The sequence below is a fragment of the Maricaulis sp. genome, from assembly GCF_030149235.1.
Classification (GTDB): domain Bacteria; phylum Pseudomonadota; class Alphaproteobacteria; order Caulobacterales; family Maricaulaceae; genus Maricaulis.
Window position 1 is genome coordinate 55,857 of record NZ_JASBRW010000024.1, and the last position, 19,511, is coordinate 75,367.

Annotated in this window: 19 protein-coding genes and 1 pseudogene; 11 read left to right on the forward strand and 9 right to left on the reverse strand. The window is 62.9% G+C overall.

The annotated features are described in order from the left end of the window. Positions 1-58 precede the first annotated feature (58 nt). Entirely contained in the window at positions 59-820 is a 762-nt protein-coding gene (locus Q1V51_RS03930) for a CPBP family intramembrane glutamic endopeptidase (protein ID WP_300553148.1), read from the forward strand. On the opposite strand, the gene recF is transcribed toward Q1V51_RS03930, so the two are convergent. The 6 genes from recF to mutM form a co-directional block, all read right to left on the reverse strand. Next, entirely contained in the window at positions 817-1,968 is a 1,152-nt protein-coding gene (recF, locus tag Q1V51_RS03935) for a DNA replication/repair protein RecF (RefSeq protein WP_300553151.1), read from the reverse strand. The genes Q1V51_RS03930 and recF overlap by 4 nt on opposite strands. Positions 1,969-1,985: 17 nt before the next feature. Beyond that, on the reverse strand, positions 1,986-3,104 hold the full coding sequence (gene dnaN / locus Q1V51_RS03940; RefSeq protein WP_300553154.1) for a DNA polymerase III subunit beta: 1,119 nt from the start codon (positions 3,102-3,104) through the stop codon (positions 1,986-1,988). A gap of 144 nt (positions 3,105-3,248) precedes the next feature. Then, the gene (gene dnaA / locus Q1V51_RS03945) at positions 3,249-4,676 is read right to left on the reverse strand and encodes a chromosomal replication initiator protein DnaA (protein WP_300553157.1); all 1,428 of its coding nucleotides are present in this window, start codon (positions 4,674-4,676) and stop codon (positions 3,249-3,251) included. 489 nt (positions 4,677-5,165) lie between these two features. Further along, positions 5,166-5,432, reverse strand: coding sequence for a 30S ribosomal protein S20 (gene rpsT / locus Q1V51_RS03950; RefSeq protein ID WP_300553159.1), 267 nt, complete (start codon positions 5,430-5,432; stop codon positions 5,166-5,168). Positions 5,433-5,542: 110 nt separating this feature from the next. After that, positions 5,543-6,319 (reverse strand): enoyl-CoA hydratase, encoded by a 777-nt coding sequence (locus Q1V51_RS03955; RefSeq protein ID WP_300553162.1) that lies wholly within the window; start codon positions 6,317-6,319, stop codon positions 5,543-5,545. 189 nt (positions 6,320-6,508) lie between these two features. After that, positions 6,509-7,372 (reverse strand): bifunctional DNA-formamidopyrimidine glycosylase/DNA-(apurinic or apyrimidinic site) lyase, encoded by an 864-nt coding sequence (gene mutM, locus Q1V51_RS03960; RefSeq protein ID WP_300553165.1) that lies wholly within the window; start codon positions 7,370-7,372, stop codon positions 6,509-6,511. A gap of 91 nt (positions 7,373-7,463) precedes the next feature. On the opposite strand from mutM, the gene Q1V51_RS03965 reads away from it, so the two are divergent. The 8 genes and pseudogenes from Q1V51_RS03965 (at position 7,464) to Q1V51_RS04005 (ending at position 15,337) form a co-directional block, all read left to right on the forward strand. Then, entirely contained in the window at positions 7,464-8,156 is a 693-nt protein-coding gene (locus Q1V51_RS03965; protein WP_300553168.1) for a fatty acid desaturase CarF family protein, read from the forward strand. 65 nt (positions 8,157-8,221) lie between these two features. Further along, the gene (locus Q1V51_RS03970; protein ID WP_300553170.1) at positions 8,222-9,004 is read left to right on the forward strand and encodes a class I SAM-dependent methyltransferase; all 783 of its coding nucleotides are present in this window, start codon (positions 8,222-8,224) and stop codon (positions 9,002-9,004) included. A gap of 116 nt (positions 9,005-9,120) precedes the next feature. Then, the gene (gene ubiB / locus Q1V51_RS03975; RefSeq protein ID WP_300553172.1) at positions 9,121-10,647 is read left to right on the forward strand and encodes a 2-polyprenylphenol 6-hydroxylase; all 1,527 of its coding nucleotides are present in this window, start codon (positions 9,121-9,123) and stop codon (positions 10,645-10,647) included. A 53-nt stretch (positions 10,648-10,700) separates the two neighbouring features. Further along, positions 10,701-11,255: a protoglobin domain-containing protein gene (locus Q1V51_RS03980; RefSeq protein ID WP_300553174.1), complete on the forward strand. Its 555-nt coding sequence runs from the start codon at positions 10,701-10,703 to the stop codon at positions 11,253-11,255. Positions 11,256-11,314: 59 nt separating this feature from the next. Continuing rightward, positions 11,315-12,509: pseudogene (gene coaBC, locus Q1V51_RS13440) on the forward strand (bifunctional phosphopantothenoylcysteine decarboxylase/phosphopantothenate--cysteine ligase CoaBC). Positions 12,510-12,576: 67 nt separating this feature from the next. Then, positions 12,577-13,032, forward strand: a complete 456-nt coding sequence (gene dut / locus Q1V51_RS03995; RefSeq protein WP_300553183.1) for a dUTP diphosphatase — start codon at positions 12,577-12,579, stop codon at positions 13,030-13,032. 102 nt (positions 13,033-13,134) lie between these two features. Then, on the forward strand, positions 13,135-14,088 hold the full coding sequence (gene cysK / locus Q1V51_RS04000) for a cysteine synthase A (protein ID WP_300553185.1): 954 nt from the start codon (positions 13,135-13,137) through the stop codon (positions 14,086-14,088). A gap of 127 nt (positions 14,089-14,215) precedes the next feature. Continuing rightward, the gene (locus tag Q1V51_RS04005; protein WP_300553188.1) at positions 14,216-15,337 is read left to right on the forward strand and encodes a serine hydrolase; all 1,122 of its coding nucleotides are present in this window, start codon (positions 14,216-14,218) and stop codon (positions 15,335-15,337) included. Here Q1V51_RS04005 and Q1V51_RS04010 read toward each other — a convergent pair. Continuing rightward, positions 15,334-16,632: a DEAD/DEAH box helicase gene (locus Q1V51_RS04010; protein ID WP_300553190.1), complete on the reverse strand. Its 1,299-nt coding sequence runs from the start codon at positions 16,630-16,632 to the stop codon at positions 15,334-15,336. The genes Q1V51_RS04005 and Q1V51_RS04010 overlap by 4 nt on opposite strands. A 95-nt stretch (positions 16,633-16,727) precedes the next feature. Between Q1V51_RS04010 and moeB the strand changes: the two genes are divergently transcribed. Continuing rightward, on the forward strand, positions 16,728-17,465 hold the full coding sequence (gene moeB / locus Q1V51_RS04015) for a molybdopterin-synthase adenylyltransferase MoeB (protein ID WP_366522695.1): 738 nt from the start codon (positions 16,728-16,730) through the stop codon (positions 17,463-17,465). Here moeB and Q1V51_RS04020 read toward each other — a convergent pair. Together Q1V51_RS04020 and Q1V51_RS04025 are read right to left on the reverse strand one after the other, a co-directional pair. Then, a complete protein-coding gene (locus Q1V51_RS04020) occupies positions 17,462-17,665 on the reverse strand; it encodes a hypothetical protein (protein ID WP_300553194.1) in 204 nt (67 codons plus the stop codon). The genes moeB and Q1V51_RS04020 overlap by 4 nt on opposite strands. Positions 17,666-17,738: 73 nt before the next feature. After that, positions 17,739-18,638 (reverse strand): MBL fold metallo-hydrolase, encoded by a 900-nt coding sequence (locus Q1V51_RS04025; RefSeq protein ID WP_300553197.1) that lies wholly within the window; start codon positions 18,636-18,638, stop codon positions 17,739-17,741. A gap of 280 nt (positions 18,639-18,918) precedes the next feature. Here Q1V51_RS04025 and Q1V51_RS04030 point away from each other — a divergent pair, with 280 nt between their 5' ends. Next, positions 18,919-19,479 carry an SH3 domain-containing protein gene (locus tag Q1V51_RS04030; RefSeq protein WP_300553199.1) on the forward strand — a complete coding sequence of 187 codons (561 nt, stop codon included), beginning with the start codon at positions 18,919-18,921 and terminating at the stop codon, positions 19,477-19,479. Positions 19,480-19,511: the final 32 nt, after the last annotated feature.

Sequence of the window (19,511 nt, forward strand, 5' to 3'; positions counted from 1 at the left end):
TATAGTGTCGCATGAACCGCTCAATGGCGGCAAGACCAACATCACAGGAGATTGGCCAATGAGCGCCATTTACGACTGGATCCCGACTGAACCCTATCTCGCGGCCGCCCTTGTCGGCATGGCGGTCTTCTTAGTCCTCGGCTGGTGGCGCGAACCCCGGATCAAGGCCCGGATCCGTGCTGGCGGAGAGGATGCCCGCCTTCCCGTCTATAACTCGGTCATGCTGCATTTGTGGGCCCTCAGCGGGCTGGTTCTCGCGCTCTGGCTGCTGTCGGGCCGAAACCTTGCAGACATTGGCCTTCAGGCAGGGCCGGGCGGCTGGCCGGGCTGGCTGGCCTGGGGCATCACCGCCGCGGGTATCGCATATCTGATCTTCTCTCTGGTGAGCGCCAGCCTGTCGCGCAAATCCCGGATTGACCTGCGGCGCCAGATTGCTGAGAGCGGCGATCTCGACATGATCCGCCCGGAAAGCGCAGCCGAGTTTCGCCGCTTCAACTGGGTGGCCGTCACCGCCGGCGTGACCGAGGAAATCCTGTTCCGCGGCTTCCTGATTGCGATCTTTGCACTCTTCCTGCCGCTCTGGGCCGCAGCCATCGCGGCACTCGCGCTGTTTGTTCTGGGACATTCCTACCAGGGGCCCGCAGGCATGCTGCGCATCCTGCCCATCAGTATTATCCTGACCATGACCTATGTCCTGTCCGGATCACTCTGGCCCGGCATCATCCTGCACGCCTTTGTCGACCTCGCCGGGGGCGGCCTGTTCCAGATCACAGCGAAATTCGACGCCGCCGATCGCGAGGCCGAGCCCGCCGAGGCCTAACCCGGCTCAATTACGGCCTGGTCGACCCGCAGGAACTGGGCCTCGGTGCCAAACGGCTCGAACAAGACCCGCTCCACCCCGGTCAGCCAGGCTTGTGATCCGGTGGCGATGATTTCCTGCGCCAGACCCTCGCGCCGTTGCGCATCGAGGTGGGCGCAGGCTTCGTCAAACAAGAGCAAAGGCGCGACACCCCAGTTCGCGGCGAGGACACGGGCCTGGGCCAGGGTCAGGGTCAGGATCAGCGCCTTCTGTTCACCGGTCGAACAATCCGCCGCCAATTGCAGCTTATCCCGGTGGTGGGCGACCAATTCGGTTCGGTGCGGCCCCCGGGTCAAAGTCCGGCCCGCCGCCCCATCCCGCGCCCGGCCAGACTTCAGCGCCTCCAGGAAACGGTCTTCGACGTCGCCCACCGGCATGCCTTCGGCCAGATCCTGCTCGACATCACCATCAAGCCCGAGATCCGCGCGCGGAAAGGCGCCGTCCGGGCGATCATCGATTGCCGTCTGCAAACGGATCAGCGCATCGAGCCGTGCGGCAGCCATGGCGACACCGTGTCCGGCCATTTCACGCTCGATCGCATCCAGCCAGGCCGGGTCGGCCCGGCCCTCATCCAGAAGGCGCTGGCGGCGGGTCCGGGTCTTTTCATACGCGATGGCCGCTTCGGCATGAGCAGGATCGGCGGCATAGACCAGACGGTCGAAGAATTTCAGCCGGTCGGCCCGGGGCCCGGCAAAAAGCCGATCCTGGGCCGGCGTCAGCCAGATCATGGGGGCGAGACGCGCCAGGGTGGCCTGGGACACATTCTCGCCGTCGACACGGGTTTCGCGGCGGCCACCCGCCTGCACACCCACGCCAACGCGATATTGCTCCTCACCATGCTCGAGTTCAGCGAACACGGCCCAGCCCGGCGCCTGCAACCCGTCATGCTTGCGCGCCACGGCATCGCTGCCGGCCGAGCGCATGCCCTTGCCCGGAGCAAAGAAGGAAATGGCTTCCAAGAGATTGGTCTTGCCGGCGCCATTCTCGCCGTAGAGCGCGACCGGGCGGGCATCGAGGTCGAGGCCGAGCGCGGCGTAACAGCGAAAGTCAGTGAGCTGTAAACGACGAACCGCCGCAGGCGGGGCCGGCGGCGGTTGCGTGTCATTCATGTCGGATTGTCCGCCCGTCACACCCGCAGCGGCATCAGCACGTAAAGCGCATCATTGTCGCCGCTATCGGTGACCAGGGCCGGCGAGGCGCTGTCGGCGAAATGGAATTGCGCCTGATCGCCTTCGATCTGCCCGGCGACATCGAGCATGTAGCGAGCGTTGAAACCGATCGCGAAGCTCTCATCGTCATAAGACACGGCGAGCTCTTCCTCGGCCTGGCCGCTTTCCGGGTTATTGACCGCCAGGGTCAGGGTTTCCGGGGCCAGCGACAGCTTCACCGAGCGTGATTTCTCGACCGAGATCGTGGCGACACGATCGACAGCCTCGGCAAAGCGTTTGTTCTCGACCGACATCATGCGCGAATTGCCGCGCGGGATAACGCGCTCATAATCCGGGAAAGCGCCATCGATGAGCTTGGACGTCAGGACTGCATTACCCAGGCGGAAGCGGATCTTGCCTTCCGAGACCGATACCTCGACCTCTTCCTCGGCGTCTTCCAGCAGGCGGCGGACTTCCTGCACCGTCTTGCGGGGCACGATCACACCCGGCATACCATCGGCGCCTTGCGGCAGATCAATCTCGGCCAGGGCCAGGCGAACACCATCGGTCGCCACCGCGCGCAGCGTCTTGCGGCCATCGGTATCGGCGGCGTGCAGGTGGATACCGTTGAGGTAGTAGCGCGTCTCTTCCGTCGAAATGGCGAAACGCGTCTTGTCGATGAGACGCATCAGGTCACGCGCCTCGACCGTGAAGCGGTGCTCCAGAGCCTCGGTCGGCATGACCGGGAAATCACCCGGCGGCAGGGACGGAAGCGAGAAATTGGACCGGCCGGCCTTCAGCGTCAGACGCGGGTCGGACCCGTTCATCTCCAGGGTCACATCGGAGCCGTCCGGGAGTTTGCGGGCAATGTCGTAGAGCGTGTGCGCCGGCGCGGTCACGAGACCTTCGCCATCACTGGTCGCCTCGGTCGTCTCGAGGATTTCGATATCCAGATCCGTAGCCGTGAAACTCACACCATCCGGTCCGGCCGTGATCAGCACATTGGACAGGATCGGAATCGTATTGCGTTTTTCAACGACGGCCTGCACGTGGCCCAGAGCCTTAAGGAGCGTGGCGCGCTCGATCGTCAGCTTCATGTTTCGTGTTCCGCTTTCAGCGTCGGCCAGATACGGCGGGCCCGTTGGCCTGCCGGCGGCAAATCAGGTGGGTGAAAGAGGATACATGAAAACCGGCAACCGCAAGAACTTTATCCAGCGGCTGCGGGTTTTCCTGTTGGAATTTTAAAGACCGCGGAGCCCGCGAACCAGTGCATCCACGTCCTGGGCCAACGGATCACCGGCCTCGATCATCGAGGTGACCTTGTTGACCGCGTGAATGACGGTGGAGTGGTCACGCCCGCCAAAACGGCGTCCGATATCCGGCAGCGACCGGGTCGTGAGCGTCTTGGACAGATACATGGCGACATGGCGCGGACGTACAACGGACTGGGTCCGGCGCTTGGAACAGATATCCGCCGCCGTGACGCCGAAATGATTGGCGACCGCCTTCTGGATCTCATCCACGGTCAGACGCTTTTCCGAGCTCAGCGACAAGTCGCGCAGAGCCGAGGTCACGGCATCCATGGTCACCGGCAGGCCGAGCAGTGCGGTGCGGCAGATGACATTGTTCAGCACACCTTCCAGCTCACGCGCAGAAGAGGTGATACGGGCCGCCAGGAAGTCGCGCACGGACTCCGGTACGTCGAGAACCGGGTAGTGGCATTTCGCCTGCGCAATCTTGCAGTCGAGGATCTGTCGGCGCAGATCGAGGTCCGGCTTGGACAGCGGGCAGGACAAGCCGCCGGTCAGCAGTGAGCGCAGGCGCTCATCACCCATCGGCAATTCCGCCGGCGGACGGTGCGAGGCCAGGACGACCTGCTTGTTCTCGGCAATCAGTGCCGCGATCGTGTGCAGGAACTCATCCTCGGTCTTCGGCTTGCCGGCGATGAAGTGCACATCATCAATCAGCAGATAATCGACATTCCGGGTCGCTTCCTTGAAAGCCATTGTGTCGCGGGCCTTCATGGCGGTGACAAAACCGGAGAGGAATTCCTCGGCCGTTAGATACAGCGCCTTGCGGCCGGGCTGGTTCTGCTCGACAGCAGAGGCGACGGCATGCATCAGGTGAGTCTTGCCGACACCGTAATCGCCATAGAAGAAGACCGGGTTAAACGGCGGCGTGGAGGCGCTGACCATGGTCCGCGCCGCCGCGGCTGCCACTTCATTGGCCGGCCCGACACGGAAGGTATCGAAGGTGAAGCGCGGTTCCTCGCGGGACGGCTTGGCCTCGGCCTCCACCATGACGGCTTCGCGCGGCTCGACCGTCTTCGCACGCGGCGCTACCGCCGGTTGCGGCTCTTCCTGCCCTTCGGCTAGCAGATAGATCTCGCGCAAAGCCGGATCGGTTTCCGCCCAGATTCCGCGAATTCGGGCGCCTGCATGGTCCTCAACCCAGTCCCGGTTGAACGTGCTCGGGGCGACAATAATCACCGCGCCGCTCTCGGACAGACGCACGCGCAAACGTGCGATTTCTTGCGAGTAAAGAGCCCCACCAAGCTCATCGCGCAGACGGGCGCGGACCGTACGCCAAACACTCGAAATGACGTCCGCCCCGGACGTATCGAAACCGGATGCCGCAGCATCGGAAACAGCAAATTTATTCAACGCCATTGTTAGCCACACTTCTCGTGTATCCTGCATCGAGGCAGGCTTCAGGTGTTTGTTTTTATGGCATAATCTCCCCTCGCCCAGCGCGCGCTTTTGCGCAGCGCTGCCGGAAAATGTTCCGCATGGGATAGATCGCCCTCAGGTGTCCAAAGGTTACGCTTTCCCTAATTTCGGTCAACAGGATTTCGCGCCTCGTTTTGGAGATTCTTCGCTTGACACGGGAAATCCGTGGACGGATGGGCGCTTGCGGTTTGTTACAATTTTGCGACAACGCATCAAGTGATTTCCTGGAACGAGATTCGCCTCCGAGAGGACCTGCGAGAGCAGGCTTTTCAGGAAAAGCAAGCCGTCCGTACGCAGACGAATAAATATTATATTCTTCACTTCAATACGGTCTGAAATTTCGAAATTGCAGCCGCTGCAGCGCACAAAGAAAAACACCCGCAACTCGCGTTGCGGGTGTTTCCAAATTCTCTGGAAGTCAGTCGCTGTTTAGGCGCTCATCGACTTCACGCGAGCCGCCAGGCGGGAAACCTTGCGCGAACCCGTATTCTTGTGAACCACGCCCTTGCCGACAGCGCGCATCATCTCGGACTCGGCGGAAACGAGTGCTGCCTTGGCAGCCGCCTGGTCGCCGGACGCGATCGCGAGCTCGACTTTTTTGACGAAGGTGCGCACACGCGAACGGCGGGCCTTGTTGACAGCCGTACGACGCGCGATCTTGCGGACCATTTTCTTGGCCGAAGAAGTGTTGGCCATGAGTGCAAACCTCTTGTGCGGCCGGAGCGATAAACCCCGGCAAAAACCGTGAGCGGCGGCGTATAGGCCTTGTGAGCCCGGGCGTCAACCACTCTATCCGCTAGAATGCCCTAGCGGTGCTTGAAATGTGCAGCCCGCTTCTCCGCGAAAGCAGCCATGCCCTCGGCCTGATCCTCGAGTGCGAACTGGGACTGGAACACGCGACGCTCGAAACGAATGCCCTCGGTGAGGCTCATTTCGAAGGCACGATTGACCGTCTCCTTGGTCATCATCGCCACCGGCAGGGATTTCGAGGCAATGGTCTCGGCCGCTTCCATGGCGACATCGAGAAGGTCGTCAGCCGGCACGATGCGCGACACCAGGCCAGCGCGCTCGGCTTCCTCGGCGTCCATCATGCGACCGGTCAGGCACATATCCATGGCCTTGGCCTTGCCCACCGCGCGCGGCAGGCGCTGCGTGCCACCCGCGCCCGGCATGACGCCGAGATTGATTTCCGGCTGGCCGAACTTGGCGGTATCGGAGGCGATGATGAAATCGCACATCATGGCGATCTCGCAACCACCGCCGAGCGCATAGCCGGACACGGCGGCGATAATCGGCTTGCGGAAACGGGCAACAGACTCCCAGGTCTCGGCAAACGGGTCATGCTCGTACAGACCGACAAAGTCGCGGTCCTGCAATTCCTTGATATCGGCGCCGGCAGCAAAGGCCTTCTTGGAACCGGTGAGAACCACGCAACCGATTTCGCCATCGCGCTCAAAGCCGGCCAGTGCATCAGTCAGCTCGGTGGTGAGCTCGTCGCACAGCGCGTTGAGGGCAGACGGGCGGTCCAGCGTGATGACGCCCACGCGGCCTTCGGTTTTAACCTGGATCGTCTTGTAGGCCATTCAGGCACTCCATTTGACGGCGCGGGCCTTGGCCCGCCGGAAAATCGGCGGCTGCTATAGCGCAGCCAACCCCATGGGTCGATAGGGGCGAGACTCTCGGTCGCAGCTGACGCTATTCGCTCGTTCGGCAACGGACAAGCACAACCCCGCGCAATCAGCGCAAGAAGCGCCGGCCGTTACCAAAACGCATCAGCGCTGACAGCGGCCACAGAAGAAGGTCGAACGCCCGGACTGGACGATGCGTGAAATCCTGCCATCGCAACCCTCCGTCGGACAGGGCTCTCCCTCCTGGCCATAGGCCCGGAAACGGTGCTGGAAATACCCCAGCGCGCCATCGGCACCAGCGAAATCGCGCAAGGTCGACCCGCCTGCATCAATAGCTTCATTGATGACGTCCCGCACGGTCACGGCCAACCGGCCGGAACGCACGCCCGGAATGCTACGAGCCTCCCGGCGCGGACTGATGCGGGCCCGGTGCAAGGCCTCACAGACATAGATATTGCCCAGCCCCGCCACCACGCGCTGATCCAGGAGGGCGGCCTTGATTGGTGTCTTCTTGCCCGCCAGCACGGCATCGAGATGGGCGGCCGAAAAATGATTGGAGTTGGGCTCCGGTCCCAAGCCCGCGAGGAAGGCTACCGTATCTTCAGCATCAGTGGCGAACAGGTCCATGAAACCGAAACGCCTGGGGTCGTTATAGCGCACCGTGACCCCGCCCTCGACCTCGAGCACAACATGATCATGCTTGGGATCGGCAACCGGCGCGTAGACAAAATCGCCGGGCTGCTGGTGCGCGTCATCGACCTCGATAGAGAACCGGCCGGTCATTCCCAGATGGACCAGCAAGGTCTCACCGCTCGACAACCGGGCCAGAAGGTATTTCGCACGCCGGTCGAGACGCTCGACGGTCGCGCCCTGCAAGCGCTCCGGCATGCGCTCGGGAAACGGGAAGCGCAGATCGGCGCGATTGAGGCGAACGGAGGTCAGCCGTCGCCCTTCAAGGGCGGGAATGAGACCACGGCGCACGGTTTCGACTTCGGGAAGCTCAGGCATGTAAATATTATTTACTTGATTTTGAACACATTTTTGCCATTTCGGCGCGATTACCTCCGCCCCGTCACGCTAACGGACCAAGAGGTAAACCATGGACGTGATTGCAGCAAATCTGCCCGATGCAGGCCTGTTTCTTCTCCAGGTCGCGGCCGGCATTCTCCTTGCCGACCTGATCAGCGGCGTCCTGCACTGGTGGGAAGACACCTATGGCGACCCCAAATGGCCGGTGATCGGCCCTGCCATCATCGCGCCGAACATCCTGCACCATTCCGAGCCGCTCGCCTTTACCCGATCGGGCTATTGGCGGCGCAACCGTATCGTCTTCATCATCGCGGCCCTGTTCGGCCTCGCCTTCTGGGCCGCTGGTTGGATAAACCCGCTGACCGTAACCATGCTGATCGCCGGGACCCACGCCAACGAGATCCATGTCTGGTCGCACATCGCCCGGCGCAAGCGCCCGGCCCTGGTGCGCTGGCTGCAGGACAAACACGTCCTGCTGACCCCGCAAGAACACTGGGCGCACCATTCCGGCGCCTTCAACAAGCGCTATTGCACCATCACCAACCTGGTCAATCCGGTGCTCGACAAGTTGCGGGTCTTTCGCATTGTCGAGGGCTGGGTCGAGGGCTGGCACCGCCGCCGTCCGCGCGATGAAGAGACGGGAATCGCCCCGATAGCCCAGGGTCGCCGTGCTCTGTCGCGGGCTCGCCGTTTCGTCGCCGCGATGGGCTGGGCCATTCGCCGCAATCTCGGCCAGGCCGGCCACGCCGCGATGGCAGCCTGACCTGCGTCATTTGGCACCGCTCCGGCCGCTTTGCGCCGGAGCGGGCTTGCCCTATGGTCCGCGCCATGACCGGTCCTGCATCCAACGACACAGTTTCCTTCGGCTTTCGCGACGTCAAAACGGGCGAGAAAGCCGGCCTTGTACGCGGCGTTTTCGACCGCTCGGCTCGCCGCTATGACCTGATGAATGATCTCATGTCGCTCGGCGTTCACCGGGTCTGGAAGGACATGGTCATCACCCGCGCCAACCCGCAGCCCGGTGAGATCCTGATCGACGTCGCCGGCGGCACTGGCGACCTGGCCCGCAGCTTCCTCGACAAGGCTGATCGGGCAGGCGCGCGTCGCAGTTCGACAACCAAGGCGAAGGCGGTCGTGCTCGACATCAATGAGCAGATGCTGCGCGCCGGGGTGAAGCGCGGCCTGAAACCGGCCCATAACGGCCGCATCGACTGGGTTACCGGCAATTCTGAATGCCTACCCCTGCCCGATCGCTATGCCGACTGTATCACCATCTCGACCGGCATCCGCAATGTCACGGACCGCGCCAGCGCCCTGAAGGAAATGCGCCGCGTACTCAAACCGGGCGGGCGCTTCCTGTGCCTGGAATTCACCAAACCGACCAGCCGCGGCTGGGAGAAGCTATACGACGCCTGGTCCTTCAATGTGATGCCCGAACTCGGGCATTACGTCGCCAAGGACCGCGAGAGCTATCAATACCTGGTGGAATCGATCCGCCGCTTCCCCGACCAGGAAAGCTTCAAGGCCGAGATCGAAACGGCTGGTTTCCGCAATGTCAGCTACACCAATTTCTCGGGCGGCATCGCAGCACTGCACACAGGCTGGGCCTGAGTCCGGCCCGCTTGGCGAGGGCGGCTCATTGGCGCCCCTTGCGGCCCGCGACTTCACGCCGCCCTCGCCAAGCGGGTCCGGGCGCTCTAAACCCCTGACCCATGTTCTCGACCTTGATGTCTTTGGCCCGCCTTTTCAGGGCCCTGATCACCCTGGCCCGGCACGACGCCATCCTGCCGGCCGAGTATCAGTCGCTTTATCCGGCGGCAGCGCGCTGGGCAGGGCGCGTGACGCGCCTGTTCGCGCGCAAGGACAATGCAAGCAATCCTGGTGAACGCCTGGCGCGGGCGCTGGAGAAGCTGGGGCCGTCCTATGTGAAATTCGGCCAGGTCCTGGCCACGCGCGGTGACGTCATCGGGGAGCGCTTTGCTCGTGGCCTGGCCCGGCTGCAGGACAAGATGCCGGCCTTCGACGAGGGCGAAGCCCGCGCCATCCTCGAAGAGGAACTCGGCGCACCGGCGGATGAGATTTTTTCCGAATTCGGACCGGCCATCGCCGCCGCCTCCATTGCCCAGGTCCACAAGGCCCGCACCCATGATGGTCGCGATGTCGCCGTGAAGATTGTCCGCCCCGATATTGAGGCCCGGATTGCCCGCGATATCCGCGCCCTGTCGCTTGGCGCGCGGCTGGCGGAACGCCTCGCACCGGCCAGCCGCCGGCTTGAGCCGAAGAAATTCGTCGAGACAGTTGCCCGCTCCCTGGTGCTGGAAACCGATCTGCGCCTGGAAGCCGCCGCAGGCTCGGAGCTGGCGGAAGCCAGCGCTGCGGTTGAAGGCTATCGTATTCCCGCCGTCGACTGGCCCCTGTCCTCCAAGCGGGTGCTGACAACACAATGGATTGACGGCATTGCCTTGTCCGACATGGACGCGATCGACGCCGCCGGCATTGACCGCACCTCGCTGGCTACGACCATGACGCGCGCCTTTCTCGGCACCGCCCTGCATCGCGGCGTCTTCCATGCCGACATGCATGCCGGCAATCTGTTTGCTGCAGAAGACGGCACACTCTGGGCGGTCGATTTCGGCATTATGGGCCGTATTGGCCGGGCCGAGCGCCGCTTTCTCGCCCTCATCCTGCACGGCTTCCTGACGCGCAATTACAAGGCCGCGGCAGAAGCCCATTTCATGGCCGGTTACGTCCCCGCCTCGCACTCGGTCGATGACTTTGCCAGCGCCCTGCGCGCTGTCGGCGAACCAATCTTCGGCAAGCAGGCCGATGAAGTGCCGATGTCACGCGTGCTGCTGCAATTGTTCGAGATCACCGACCTGTTCGATATGCGCCTACGGCCCGAACTCGTCATGCTGCAGAAAACCATGGTGCAGTGTGAGGGCGTCTCGCGCATGCTCGACGCCAAGCACGACATGTGGGCAGCTTCCGCCCCGGTCGTCGAAGAATGGATGCGGCGCGAACTTGGACCGGAAGGGCAATTGCGGGATCTGGGCGATGACCTGACCCGCTTGCGCGATGCGGCCCGGCGCCTGCCGCAGGCCATCGAGGACTGGGCCGATATCGGTGAGAAACTGAAATCCGGCGAGCTGAAACTCGGGGGCGGATTGAAGCTGCGCCCTTGGGCGGCTCGCCTCGCCTGGCTTGGAGCCGCCGCGGCAGCGGGCGCCGCTGCCACCTACTGGGCGTTTACCTGAGCTAAACCTAAAACAAAAACTGCTTCGTAACGAAGTTGTGGTTGTGTCCCTGCATGGCAAGCACCCAGGATCCCTACGCCGAGTTGCGAGCGCTCGAGCGGGAGTTTTTCCGCATCGATGACGATGTTGTGTGCCGCATTCGCAAACTGAAGCCACGTTTGATGGAATATGCCAAACAGGCGCTGGACACGGTTTTCGATCACCTCAAGACCAATCCCATCGTTGCGGACTATTTCGCCGATGAGGACAATCTGGCCTTCCTGACCAGCGGCATGCTGGCCCATTGCGACCGCGTGCTCTCGGCCCGCTTTGATGCGGACTATTATGAAGCCGTCAGCCAGATGGGCCTGCGTCATTCCAAGCTGGACTACCCGTCCTTTGTCTACACTGCCGCCTATTCCAACATGCTGACCTCGATGCAGCAGCAGGCCGCCAGGGACAGGCAGCGCTTTTCCGAAGACGATGCCGCAGCCCTCAACCGTGTCGCGCTTTACGATGTCGAACTGGCCCAGGCTGCCTTTTTCCAGCACCAGATCGAGAAAGTCCGGTCGCTCGATGCCGATATGGCCAAGGTGCAGCACCTGATCGATCGACCGAGCGCCGCCTGAAAGCCTTGGGCTTTTGCCGCTAAAGGGCTAAAAACCGCTCAGCATCCAAGGAGCGGTCCGTGGCGGATAAACGCATTCTTCTCATCATTGGCGGCGGTATCGCGGCCTATAAGAGTCTGGAACTCATCCGCGAGCTGGCGCGCCGCTCCATCGGCTCGCGCTGCATCCTGACCAAGGCCGGCGCTGAATTCGTCACCCCGCTCTCGGTCTCGGCCCTGTCTGGCGACAAGGTCTATGGGGAGCTGTTCAACCTGACCGATGAAGCCGAGATGGGCCATATTGAACTCTCCCGCTCTGCCGACCTGGTCGTGGTGGCTCCTGCCACTGCAGACCTGATGGCCAAGGCGGCCAACGGCCTGGCCAATGACCTGGCCTCCACGACACTTCTGGCGACCAACAAGCCGGTGCTGATGGCCCCGGCGATGAATGTGCGGATGTGGGAACACCCCGCCACCCAGCGCAATCTGACCACGCTCAAAGGCGATGGTGTCAGCTTTGTCGGTCCGGATGAGGGCGAGATGGCCTGCGGTGAGTTCGGGCCTGGCCGCATGGCGGAACCGGCCGTGATTGCCGAAGCCATCGAGGCGGCGGTGAATGGCTGACACGCTCACGGGCCGCCGCATCATCATCACCGCCGGCCCGACACTGGAGCCGATTGATCCGGTCCGCTTCATCTCCAACCGGTCCTCGGGTCAGCAAGGCTATGCGATCGCCCAGGCCTGCGCCCATCTCGGCGCCGATGTGACCCTGGTCTCCGGCCCGACCGCCCTGCCGGATCCGCTCGGCCTCAAAACCGTGCGCATCGAGACCGCCCTGGAGATGCTGGACGCGGTTGAAACGGCGCTTCCGGCCGACGTCTTCATCGCCGTCGCTGCGGTCGCCGACTGGCGCCCGGCCAACCGGGCCGAGAAGAAGCTCAAGGTCGACAAGTCCGGCTTCACCGGGCTGGAACTGGTGGAAAACCCCGACATCCTCAAGACCATCGCCAACCGGAATGAAAACCGTCCGGGCCTGGTGATCGGTTTTGCCGCCGAGACCCATGACGTGGAAAATCTCGCCATCGCCAAACGCGCCCGCAAGGGCTGCGACTGGATCGTCGCCAATGACGTTTCCGGCGATGTCATGGGGGGCAGCCATAACGAGGTCTCACTCGTCACTACCGATGGCGTCGAACACTGGCCCTCCGGCCCCAAATCCGCCATCGCCGCCGAGCTCGCCGGGCGCATCGCCGACGCGCTGATGCAAAACGCCTGAGCGGGGACTGGCGCTGACGCGCAAAGCCCGTTCAAATGCGCCCCGCATGCCAAGAGGGGAGCGCGCCATGAACACCGTCACCGTCCGCATCAAGCCGCTGGAGCATTATGAGGGCCTGCAATTGCCGGCCTATGAGACCGCCCAGTCCGCCGGTATGGATTTGCGCGCCGCGGTCGCCGAAGACGCGCCCGTCACCATCCCGCCAGGCGAATGGCGCCTGATCCCGGTCGGCATCGCCATCGCCCTGCCGGAAGGCTATGAGGCCCAGGTCCGCCCGCGCTCCGGCCTTGCTGCCCGCCACGGTATTTCCTGCGTCAACACGCCGGGCACGATCGACGCGGATTATCGCGGCGAGATCCACGTCAATCTGATCAATCACGGCCAGGCCGATTTCAACGTCAAACGCGGCGACCGAATCGCCCAGATGATCATCGCCCCGGTCATCCAGGCGACCTGGGAGGTCGCGGAAGAGCTCGACGAGACCGAACGCGGGACGGGCGGGTTCGGCTCGACGGGGGTCTGAACCGGTAAAATCCCGAAGAACAGGAAAAAATCGGGCAGAAAACACACTGACAACGCGCCGCGGAAACACTAAATCTCCGCTCGAAGCACACAGGAGTCCGACATGATCACCACCGAAGGCCGCGGCCGCATCTATTCCTCGATTGCCGATACGATCGGCGACACCCCGCTGGTGGAAATGTCGAAATTCGCCGAAGCCCACGGCGCCAAGGCGCGCATCCTGGCCAAGCTGGAATTCTTCAACCCGCTCGCCAGTGTCAAGGACCGCATTGGCGTGGCCATGATTGATGCGCTTGAAAAAGCTGGGAAACTCGGCCCGGACGCGGTGATGATCGAGCCCACATCCGGCAATACCGGCATCGGCCTGGCCTTCGTCGCCGCCGCCCGCGGCCATCGCTTGATCCTGACCATGCCGGAATCTATGTCGATCGAACGCCGCAAGCTCTTGCAATACTTAGGTGCCGAACTGGTCCTGACCGAAGCCGCCAACGGCATGAAGGGCGCCATCGCTATGGCCGAGTCCCTTCTGGAAGACACCCCGAACGCGGTCATGCCCAGTCAATTTGCCAACCCGGCCAACCCCGAAATCCACCGCAATACCACCGCGATCGAGATCTGGAACGACACCGATGGCGGCGTCGACGCACTGGTGTCCGGCGTCGGCACGGGCGGTACGATCACCGGCATTGCCTCTGTTTTGAAAGAGAAAAAGCCCGGCGTTCACATCGTCGCCGTGGAACCAACCGACAGCCCGGTCCTGTCCGGTGGTGATCCGGGCCCGCACAAGATCCAGGGCATCGGCGCCGGATTTGTCCCGGAAATCCTCGACACCGGCCTCATTGACGAAGTGATAACCGTTTCAAATGACGACGCTTTCGAGACCGCCCGCGAGGCATCCCGACTGGAAGGCGTGCCCGGCGGCATCTCCTCCGGCGCCGCCCTCAAGGCCGCCGCCGAACTGGCCCAGCGCGACGACATGGCTGGCAAGACCATCGTCGTCATCCTCGCCAGCTGCGCCGAACGCTACCTGTCTACAGCATTGTTTTCAGAGGACTAATCCCACTTCCTAGGAGCGCTTTCCAGAGAGGGAACAAACCCTGCAACTGTCCCGGTTGGCTTTGTACCCCCTTGCGTGTCTCATGCTCGCGGGCCGGGGTCATTCCGCGCATATCCAGGAGGACAAAATGCCATTCGTTTCAAGTCGAAAGACACTCTTCGCCAGCTGCCTGACCGGTGCAGCGCTGATTTTCACGCCAGCAGCGCTGTCTCAGACACCCAATGATCCGGTGCTGGCGGAACTGGCCGAAACAGCGCGCCAGGAGGCAGACGCTCCGGCCGCAGCCATGATGCGAATGCATGAAGGTGAAGTCCGGATCGGCGTTGCCGGTCTGCGCGATATCGATGACAGCGTCGAGGTGACCCCGGACGATCTCTGGCATATCGGCTCCAATACCAAATCGATGACCGCCACCCTCGTCGCCCGCCTGGCCGAACAGGGCGTGATCAGCTGGGACGATACGGTCGAGCAGCATCTCGGCGAGGCCATCGACAATATTGATCCCGGCTTTACTGGCGTGACCTTCCGTCACCTACTGAGCCATTATTCCGGCGCCAAGGCGAATATCGGTATGTTCCACATGATGCGCTTCCTGATCGAAGGCAGCGATGGCCGCCCAATGCCGGAACAGCGCCTTGACTATGCGGGTCATATCCTGTCGCAAGCGCCTCAATCAGAACCGGGCACCAGCTTTCTCTACTCCAATGCCGGCTATGTCATTGCCGGTGCCATGCTGGAACAAGCGACCGGCGAGGCCTGGGAAACCCTGATCGCCCGGGACGTGTTCGAACCCCTGGGCATCGACGATTTCGGCTTCGGTGCGCCCGGATCGACCGACATCGTGGACCAGCCTCGCGGCCACCGCGGTGGTCTGTTCGGCGGCCTCACCTCCCAAACTGGCGCGGAAGGCGATAACCCACCCGTGCTCGGACCGGCCGGCACGCTCCACATCTCCCTGCCCGATTATGCCCTTTACCTGCAGGCCCATATCGATGGCGGCCGGGGCGTGGAAAGCGATTTCCTGACGGCGGAGAGCTGGGACATTCTCCTTACCCAACCCTTCGACACGACCTATGCCATGGGCTGGGGCCTGGGGTCCGACGAGCTCCAGCATTCCGGCTCCAACACAATGTGGATCATGCACACCGCCGTGGTACCGCAGCAGGATTTTGGCGCGATTGTTGTCATGAACCGGGCCGTCGACCGGTCCGGCGGGCAATTATTACGGGCGATTTCCGAGGCCGACTAAGCCACGCTCATCGGTGCCGGGTCGCAAAAGCTCTTCACGTCGAAAATGCGGGGATCAGAGATGATGTCACCCGGCGTCAGGGGGCGTGACAGCTCCAACCCCTCCAGCGAACGGGCCCGGGACAGGGCCACATAGGCCTGCCCGTGGGCAAACAGGCGCCGGGCAAGATCGAGATAGACCCGGTCCAGCGTCAGGCCCTGAGCCTTGTGGATCGTCATCGCCCAGGCCAGGCGCAGCGGATATTGGGTGAAACTGCCCGCCGTCGTCTTGGTCAGGGCCTGGGCGGCGGGATCGAAGGCATAGGCATTGCGCTCCCATTTGGCTGGCTCGACGGCATACACCTGATCGCCGATACGGACCCGGACGGCCTTTTCGTCAAAACCCTCGACCTCCCCCAGCGTCCCGTTGACCCAACGGCCTGACGGGTCGTTACGGGTCAGCATGACCCGGGCGCCAATCTTGAGCACCAGCGGCTCTTCGGCCGGGAAGAGGCGTGGATCGAACTGGCCCTCCACCTTGCCCTCATAAGCCCGCTCGGGCGTCTGCAGCCCCTGGATCCGGGCCTGATTGATGCGGAAGGCAGCTTCATTGGTCGAAGTCAGCACGACATGGGACAGGCTGGCTTCCAGCCCGGACCGGCCGGTGACGCGCTCATTCAGGTCTGCCGCCTCTTCGGAGTTCAGGTCACCATCGCGTACGGCATTGAGGATGTTAATGAAATACTCGTCGGTCTGGCGGAAGACCTGTTCCAGCTCGACCAGGGTGAAACCGGCATCGCGGAAGGGCGGCGGGTGGAAGAAGAAGGGCCCGCCATATTTGGCTTCCAGATATTCCGCCTCCGCGCCCTGAACCACGGGCGGCAATTGCGCCAGATCACCAACCAGAACGACCTGGACCCCGCCAAAGGGTTCGTCGATCTCACGGTTCAGACGCAGGGATTTGTCGATCGCCCACATCATGTCAGCGCGAACCATTGAGATCTCGTCGATCACCAGCGTCTCCAGCGCCTGCACCACCCGGCGATGGCGCACGCGGCGGATGTCGCGCGCCTCGATCAGGCGCGGCGGAAAGTGGAAAAAGGAGTGGATCGTCTGCCCGCCGGCCTGCATCGCGGCAACGCCGGTCGGAGCCAGGACCACAGCCCGATTCCCCGCCCGGCGCAGAAACTCGCGCATCAGCGTCGTCTTGCCCGTCCCGGCCCGGCCGGTCAGGAAGACATGCGGCTTGTCCGTGGCCAGCCAGTCAAGCAGGCGGGACTGGTGGTCAGAGAGCTGGGGTGTGGGCAAGGAAGACATCTATTCACTTTGAGCGCGTTCGGACCCGGAAGGAAGGCGCAAGCCGCAGAGATAAGAGCTTGATCCTGCCGCCCGCCTCAGCCACCTCTTGGCCTATGAGCATCGATATCGAACGCTATGCCCGGCACATCGTCCTCAAGGAGGTCGGCGGTCCGGGGCAGCAGGCGCTTTCAAAGGCCCATATCGCGCTGGTTGGCGCCGGTGGGCTTGGCGCGCCCGCGGCGCTGTATCTGGCTGCGGCCGGTGTCGGCAAGCTGACCCTGATCGATCCCGACACGGTGAGCCTGGACAATCTGCAGCGCCAGATCCTGTTCACCAGCGATGATGTCGGCACCCCCAAGGTCACGACCGGCGCGGCGGCGCTGAAGGCCCTGAACCCGGCGATCGAGATCGTCAGCCAGCCCCTCGCCGTGGATGAGAGCAATGCCGCCTCGCTCCTCGCGGAGGCCGATCTCGTAATTGATGGCTGCGATAATTTTGAAACCCGGTTTGCCGTAAACGCGGCGTGCCGGGTCCTCGGCAAGCCATTGGTTTCCGGTGCTGTCGGGCGCTGGGACGGGCAGGTGGCCCTGTTCAATGCCACCCCTGCCTCGCCCTGCTATCGCTGCTGGGTGCCGCAGGCACCGCCAGATGCCGAAACCTGTTCGCGGGTCGGTATCGTCGGCGCATTGACCGGCGTCATCGGGTCAATCATGGCGCTGGAGGCGATCAAATGGGTCTGTCAGGCCGGTGAGACCCTGGACGGGCGGATCCTGCTTTTTGACGGGCTGACGATGAACAGCCGCACAGTCAGCCTGCCAAAGGACCCGGCGTGTGCCGGATGTGGCGACTAACGCCGCGCTGTTGCCCGCAACCCAAGGCCGATCGCGATCCCCGGCACCAGGCCAAACAGGGCCCCGAGCCAGATATTGGCCGTGGCGGCAGAGATAATGCCCCATAGCACCAGTCCTGCGCCCAGGCCGGCGGCGAAACCAAGCGGGCGTGAGCGCAGGGCCGGAGGTTTGGGGTCGGTCGGATCGAAGGGTGTCTTCATGACACCCGTTCTAGACCCTCAATCCTTCCCGCAATCTGGGTAAGGATTTAAATCTTCGACAGAAAGCGGAGACCTACTGGCGAGCGACCGCATCGTCATAGAGCGTTTCCACCATCCGCTGGGTGGTGATGAAGCGCCAGTTCCAATCATCATGGTAGTCAGCCAGAGGCGCGGCAGCCCGCACAGCGGCGAGATCGGCGCCGCCCTCCACCAGCGAGCGGACCCGGAAGGAGGTCTCCTTCAGCATGTCGATCGACGCCTGGATATCGGCCCGCGTGGACAGCGGGCCATGTCCGGCGATCACCACCGTATCGTCATCCGCCATTTCGTAGGCGTATTCGAGCGCGGCGATGAAGCCATCGACCGTGCCGCCACTGCCCAGATCGATATAGGGGAAGAGTCCGGAAAACAGGATGTCACCCATGTGCAGGACGTTGGCTTCGCGGAAATAGACGATCGCATCGCCATCGGTGTGCGCCGTCGGCAGGTGGGTGACCTCGATGGTCTGACCATTCATATGGAAGGTCAGGTCATCCCCGAAAGTCAGCACCGGCAGCGTTGCAGGCTGGATCCAGTCGGCATCGCTGTCTTCCAGGCGACGACGGATATTGTGGTGAGCAGCGACGGTCGAGCCCTGCTCGGCGAAATGCGCATTGCCGCCGGTGTGATCACCATGCCAGTGCGTATTGACGATAAAGCGCGGCACGCCGGCGCCGGCGATTTCGACAATGGCGCCTTCGATCAGGCTGCCGGTATTGGGCAGCTGGTCATCGATCAGCACGGCCCCGTCCTTACCGATCAGCAGGCCGAGATTGCCGGCGATACCGGTCGAGAGCATGTAGAGCCCATTGCCCAGATCTGTCGTCTCAACGCTCGGACCTTCGTCCTGTTGAGCGGCGAATGCGGTTGCGCTATGGGCGCCAGCGGCGGCCAAGGCAGCGGCCATGCCGGTGATGGCGAGACGAAAACTCATGGATGTCCCCTTTGTTCAGTGCGGCGCCGAACCGCCGTCTTTCTCACAGGATATAGGGGCTTTGTCCGAGTTTTCATCATCACGATCTGATGAGACCCTGTGGGTTACAGTGAGTGCGGCACCAAAGGCGGTACGCAGAGCGATTTCAAGTGCAAGGCTGTCCAGTGCCGATCGCCGCACCGCCCTTGATCAGTTTTCTCGCCATGAGGCCTTCATTTAAAGCCTGATTTACTCCCCGTTCACTATGATGCTCCACAGGGAACAGGTCAGGGAGAGTTCCATGTTGCGTATCGTGTCCAGCCTTACACTTGCGTTGATCGCATCTACTGCACAGGCTCAGACGCGCGTCGATGATACGCCTTCCGGACAACCGGTTCCGCGTTATGTCAGCCTCAAATTCGACGCCTCACACGGCCGAACCGGCCCCAGCATGGCGCACCCGATCGCCTGGGTTTATCGCCGCGCCGGCATTCCCATGCAGGTCATAGCCGAGACCGAGAACTGGCGTCGCGTGCGGGACCCGGAGGGTGAAGTCACCTGGATGCATCGCTCCATCCTCTCAGGCCGTCGCGCGGCGATGACCATCGAGGAGACCGTTTTGCGCGCTCGGGCTGAAAATGATGCGCCCATCGAAGCGGTCGCCGAGGCCGGGGTCATTCTTGAGCTCGACCGCTGCCGCACCGGCTGGTGCCGCGCAGAAGCGGGCGGATATCGAGGCTGGGTGAGCACGGAAGGCCTCTGGGGCGTCTATCCGGAAGAGCGCAGTCCCGCGGGTCAGGCCGACGCCGACGGCAGCCCCGCCTTGAGCGCCTCCCTCACGCGTGATACCGCTCTGCGCTGACCCGCCGTCACGGCTCTCCGGACGGCCATCGA

Bases quoted from the DNA above. Each gene is read 5' to 3' on its own strand.
- Q1V51_RS03965 (WP_300553168.1), top strand. From the start codon at position 7,464: ATGGACGTGATTGCAGCAAATCTGCCCGATGCAGGCCTGTTTCTTCTC.
- Q1V51_RS03970 (WP_300553170.1), top strand. From the start codon at position 8,222: ATGACCGGTCCTGCATCCAACGACACAGTTTCCTTCGGCTTTCGCGAC.
- Q1V51_RS04030 (WP_300553199.1), top strand. From the start codon at position 18,919: ATGTTGCGTATCGTGTCCAGCCTTACACTTGCGTTGATCGCATCTACT.
- Q1V51_RS03930 (WP_300553148.1), top strand. From the start codon at position 59: ATGAGCGCCATTTACGACTGGATCCCGACTGAACCCTATCTCGCGGCC.
- recF (WP_300553151.1), bottom strand. From the start codon at position 1,968: ATGAATGACACGCAACCGCCGCCGGCCCCGCCTGCGGCGGTTCGTCGT.
- mutM (WP_300553165.1), bottom strand. From the start codon at position 7,372: ATGCCTGAGCTTCCCGAAGTCGAAACCGTGCGCCGTGGTCTCATTCCC.
- Q1V51_RS04025 (WP_300553197.1), bottom strand. From the start codon at position 18,638: ATGAGTTTTCGTCTCGCCATCACCGGCATGGCCGCTGCCTTGGCCGCC.
- Q1V51_RS03955 (WP_300553162.1), bottom strand. From the start codon at position 6,319: ATGGCCTACAAGACGATCCAGGTTAAAACCGAAGGCCGCGTGGGCGTC.
- dut (WP_300553183.1), top strand. From the start codon at position 12,577: ATGAACACCGTCACCGTCCGCATCAAGCCGCTGGAGCATTATGAGGGC.
- dnaA (WP_300553157.1), bottom strand. From the start codon at position 4,676: ATGGCGTTGAATAAATTTGCTGTTTCCGATGCTGCGGCATCCGGTTTC.
- ubiB (WP_300553172.1), top strand. From the start codon at position 9,121: ATGTCTTTGGCCCGCCTTTTCAGGGCCCTGATCACCCTGGCCCGGCAC.
- Q1V51_RS04005 (WP_300553188.1), top strand. From the start codon at position 14,216: ATGCCATTCGTTTCAAGTCGAAAGACACTCTTCGCCAGCTGCCTGACC.
- rpsT (WP_300553159.1), bottom strand. From the start codon at position 5,432: ATGGCCAACACTTCTTCGGCCAAGAAAATGGTCCGCAAGATCGCGCGT.
- dnaN (WP_300553154.1), bottom strand. From the start codon at position 3,104: ATGAAGCTGACGATCGAGCGCGCCACGCTCCTTAAGGCTCTGGGCCAC.
- Q1V51_RS04020 (WP_300553194.1), bottom strand. From the start codon at position 17,665: ATGAAGACACCCTTCGATCCGACCGACCCCAAACCTCCGGCCCTGCGC.
- Q1V51_RS03980 (WP_300553174.1), top strand. From the start codon at position 10,701: ATGGCAAGCACCCAGGATCCCTACGCCGAGTTGCGAGCGCTCGAGCGG.
- Q1V51_RS04010 (WP_300553190.1), bottom strand. From the start codon at position 16,632: ATGTCTTCCTTGCCCACACCCCAGCTCTCTGACCACCAGTCCCGCCTG.
- moeB (WP_366522695.1), top strand. From the start codon at position 16,728: ATGAGCATCGATATCGAACGCTATGCCCGGCACATCGTCCTCAAGGAG.
- cysK (WP_300553185.1), top strand. From the start codon at position 13,135: ATGATCACCACCGAAGGCCGCGGCCGCATCTATTCCTCGATTGCCGAT.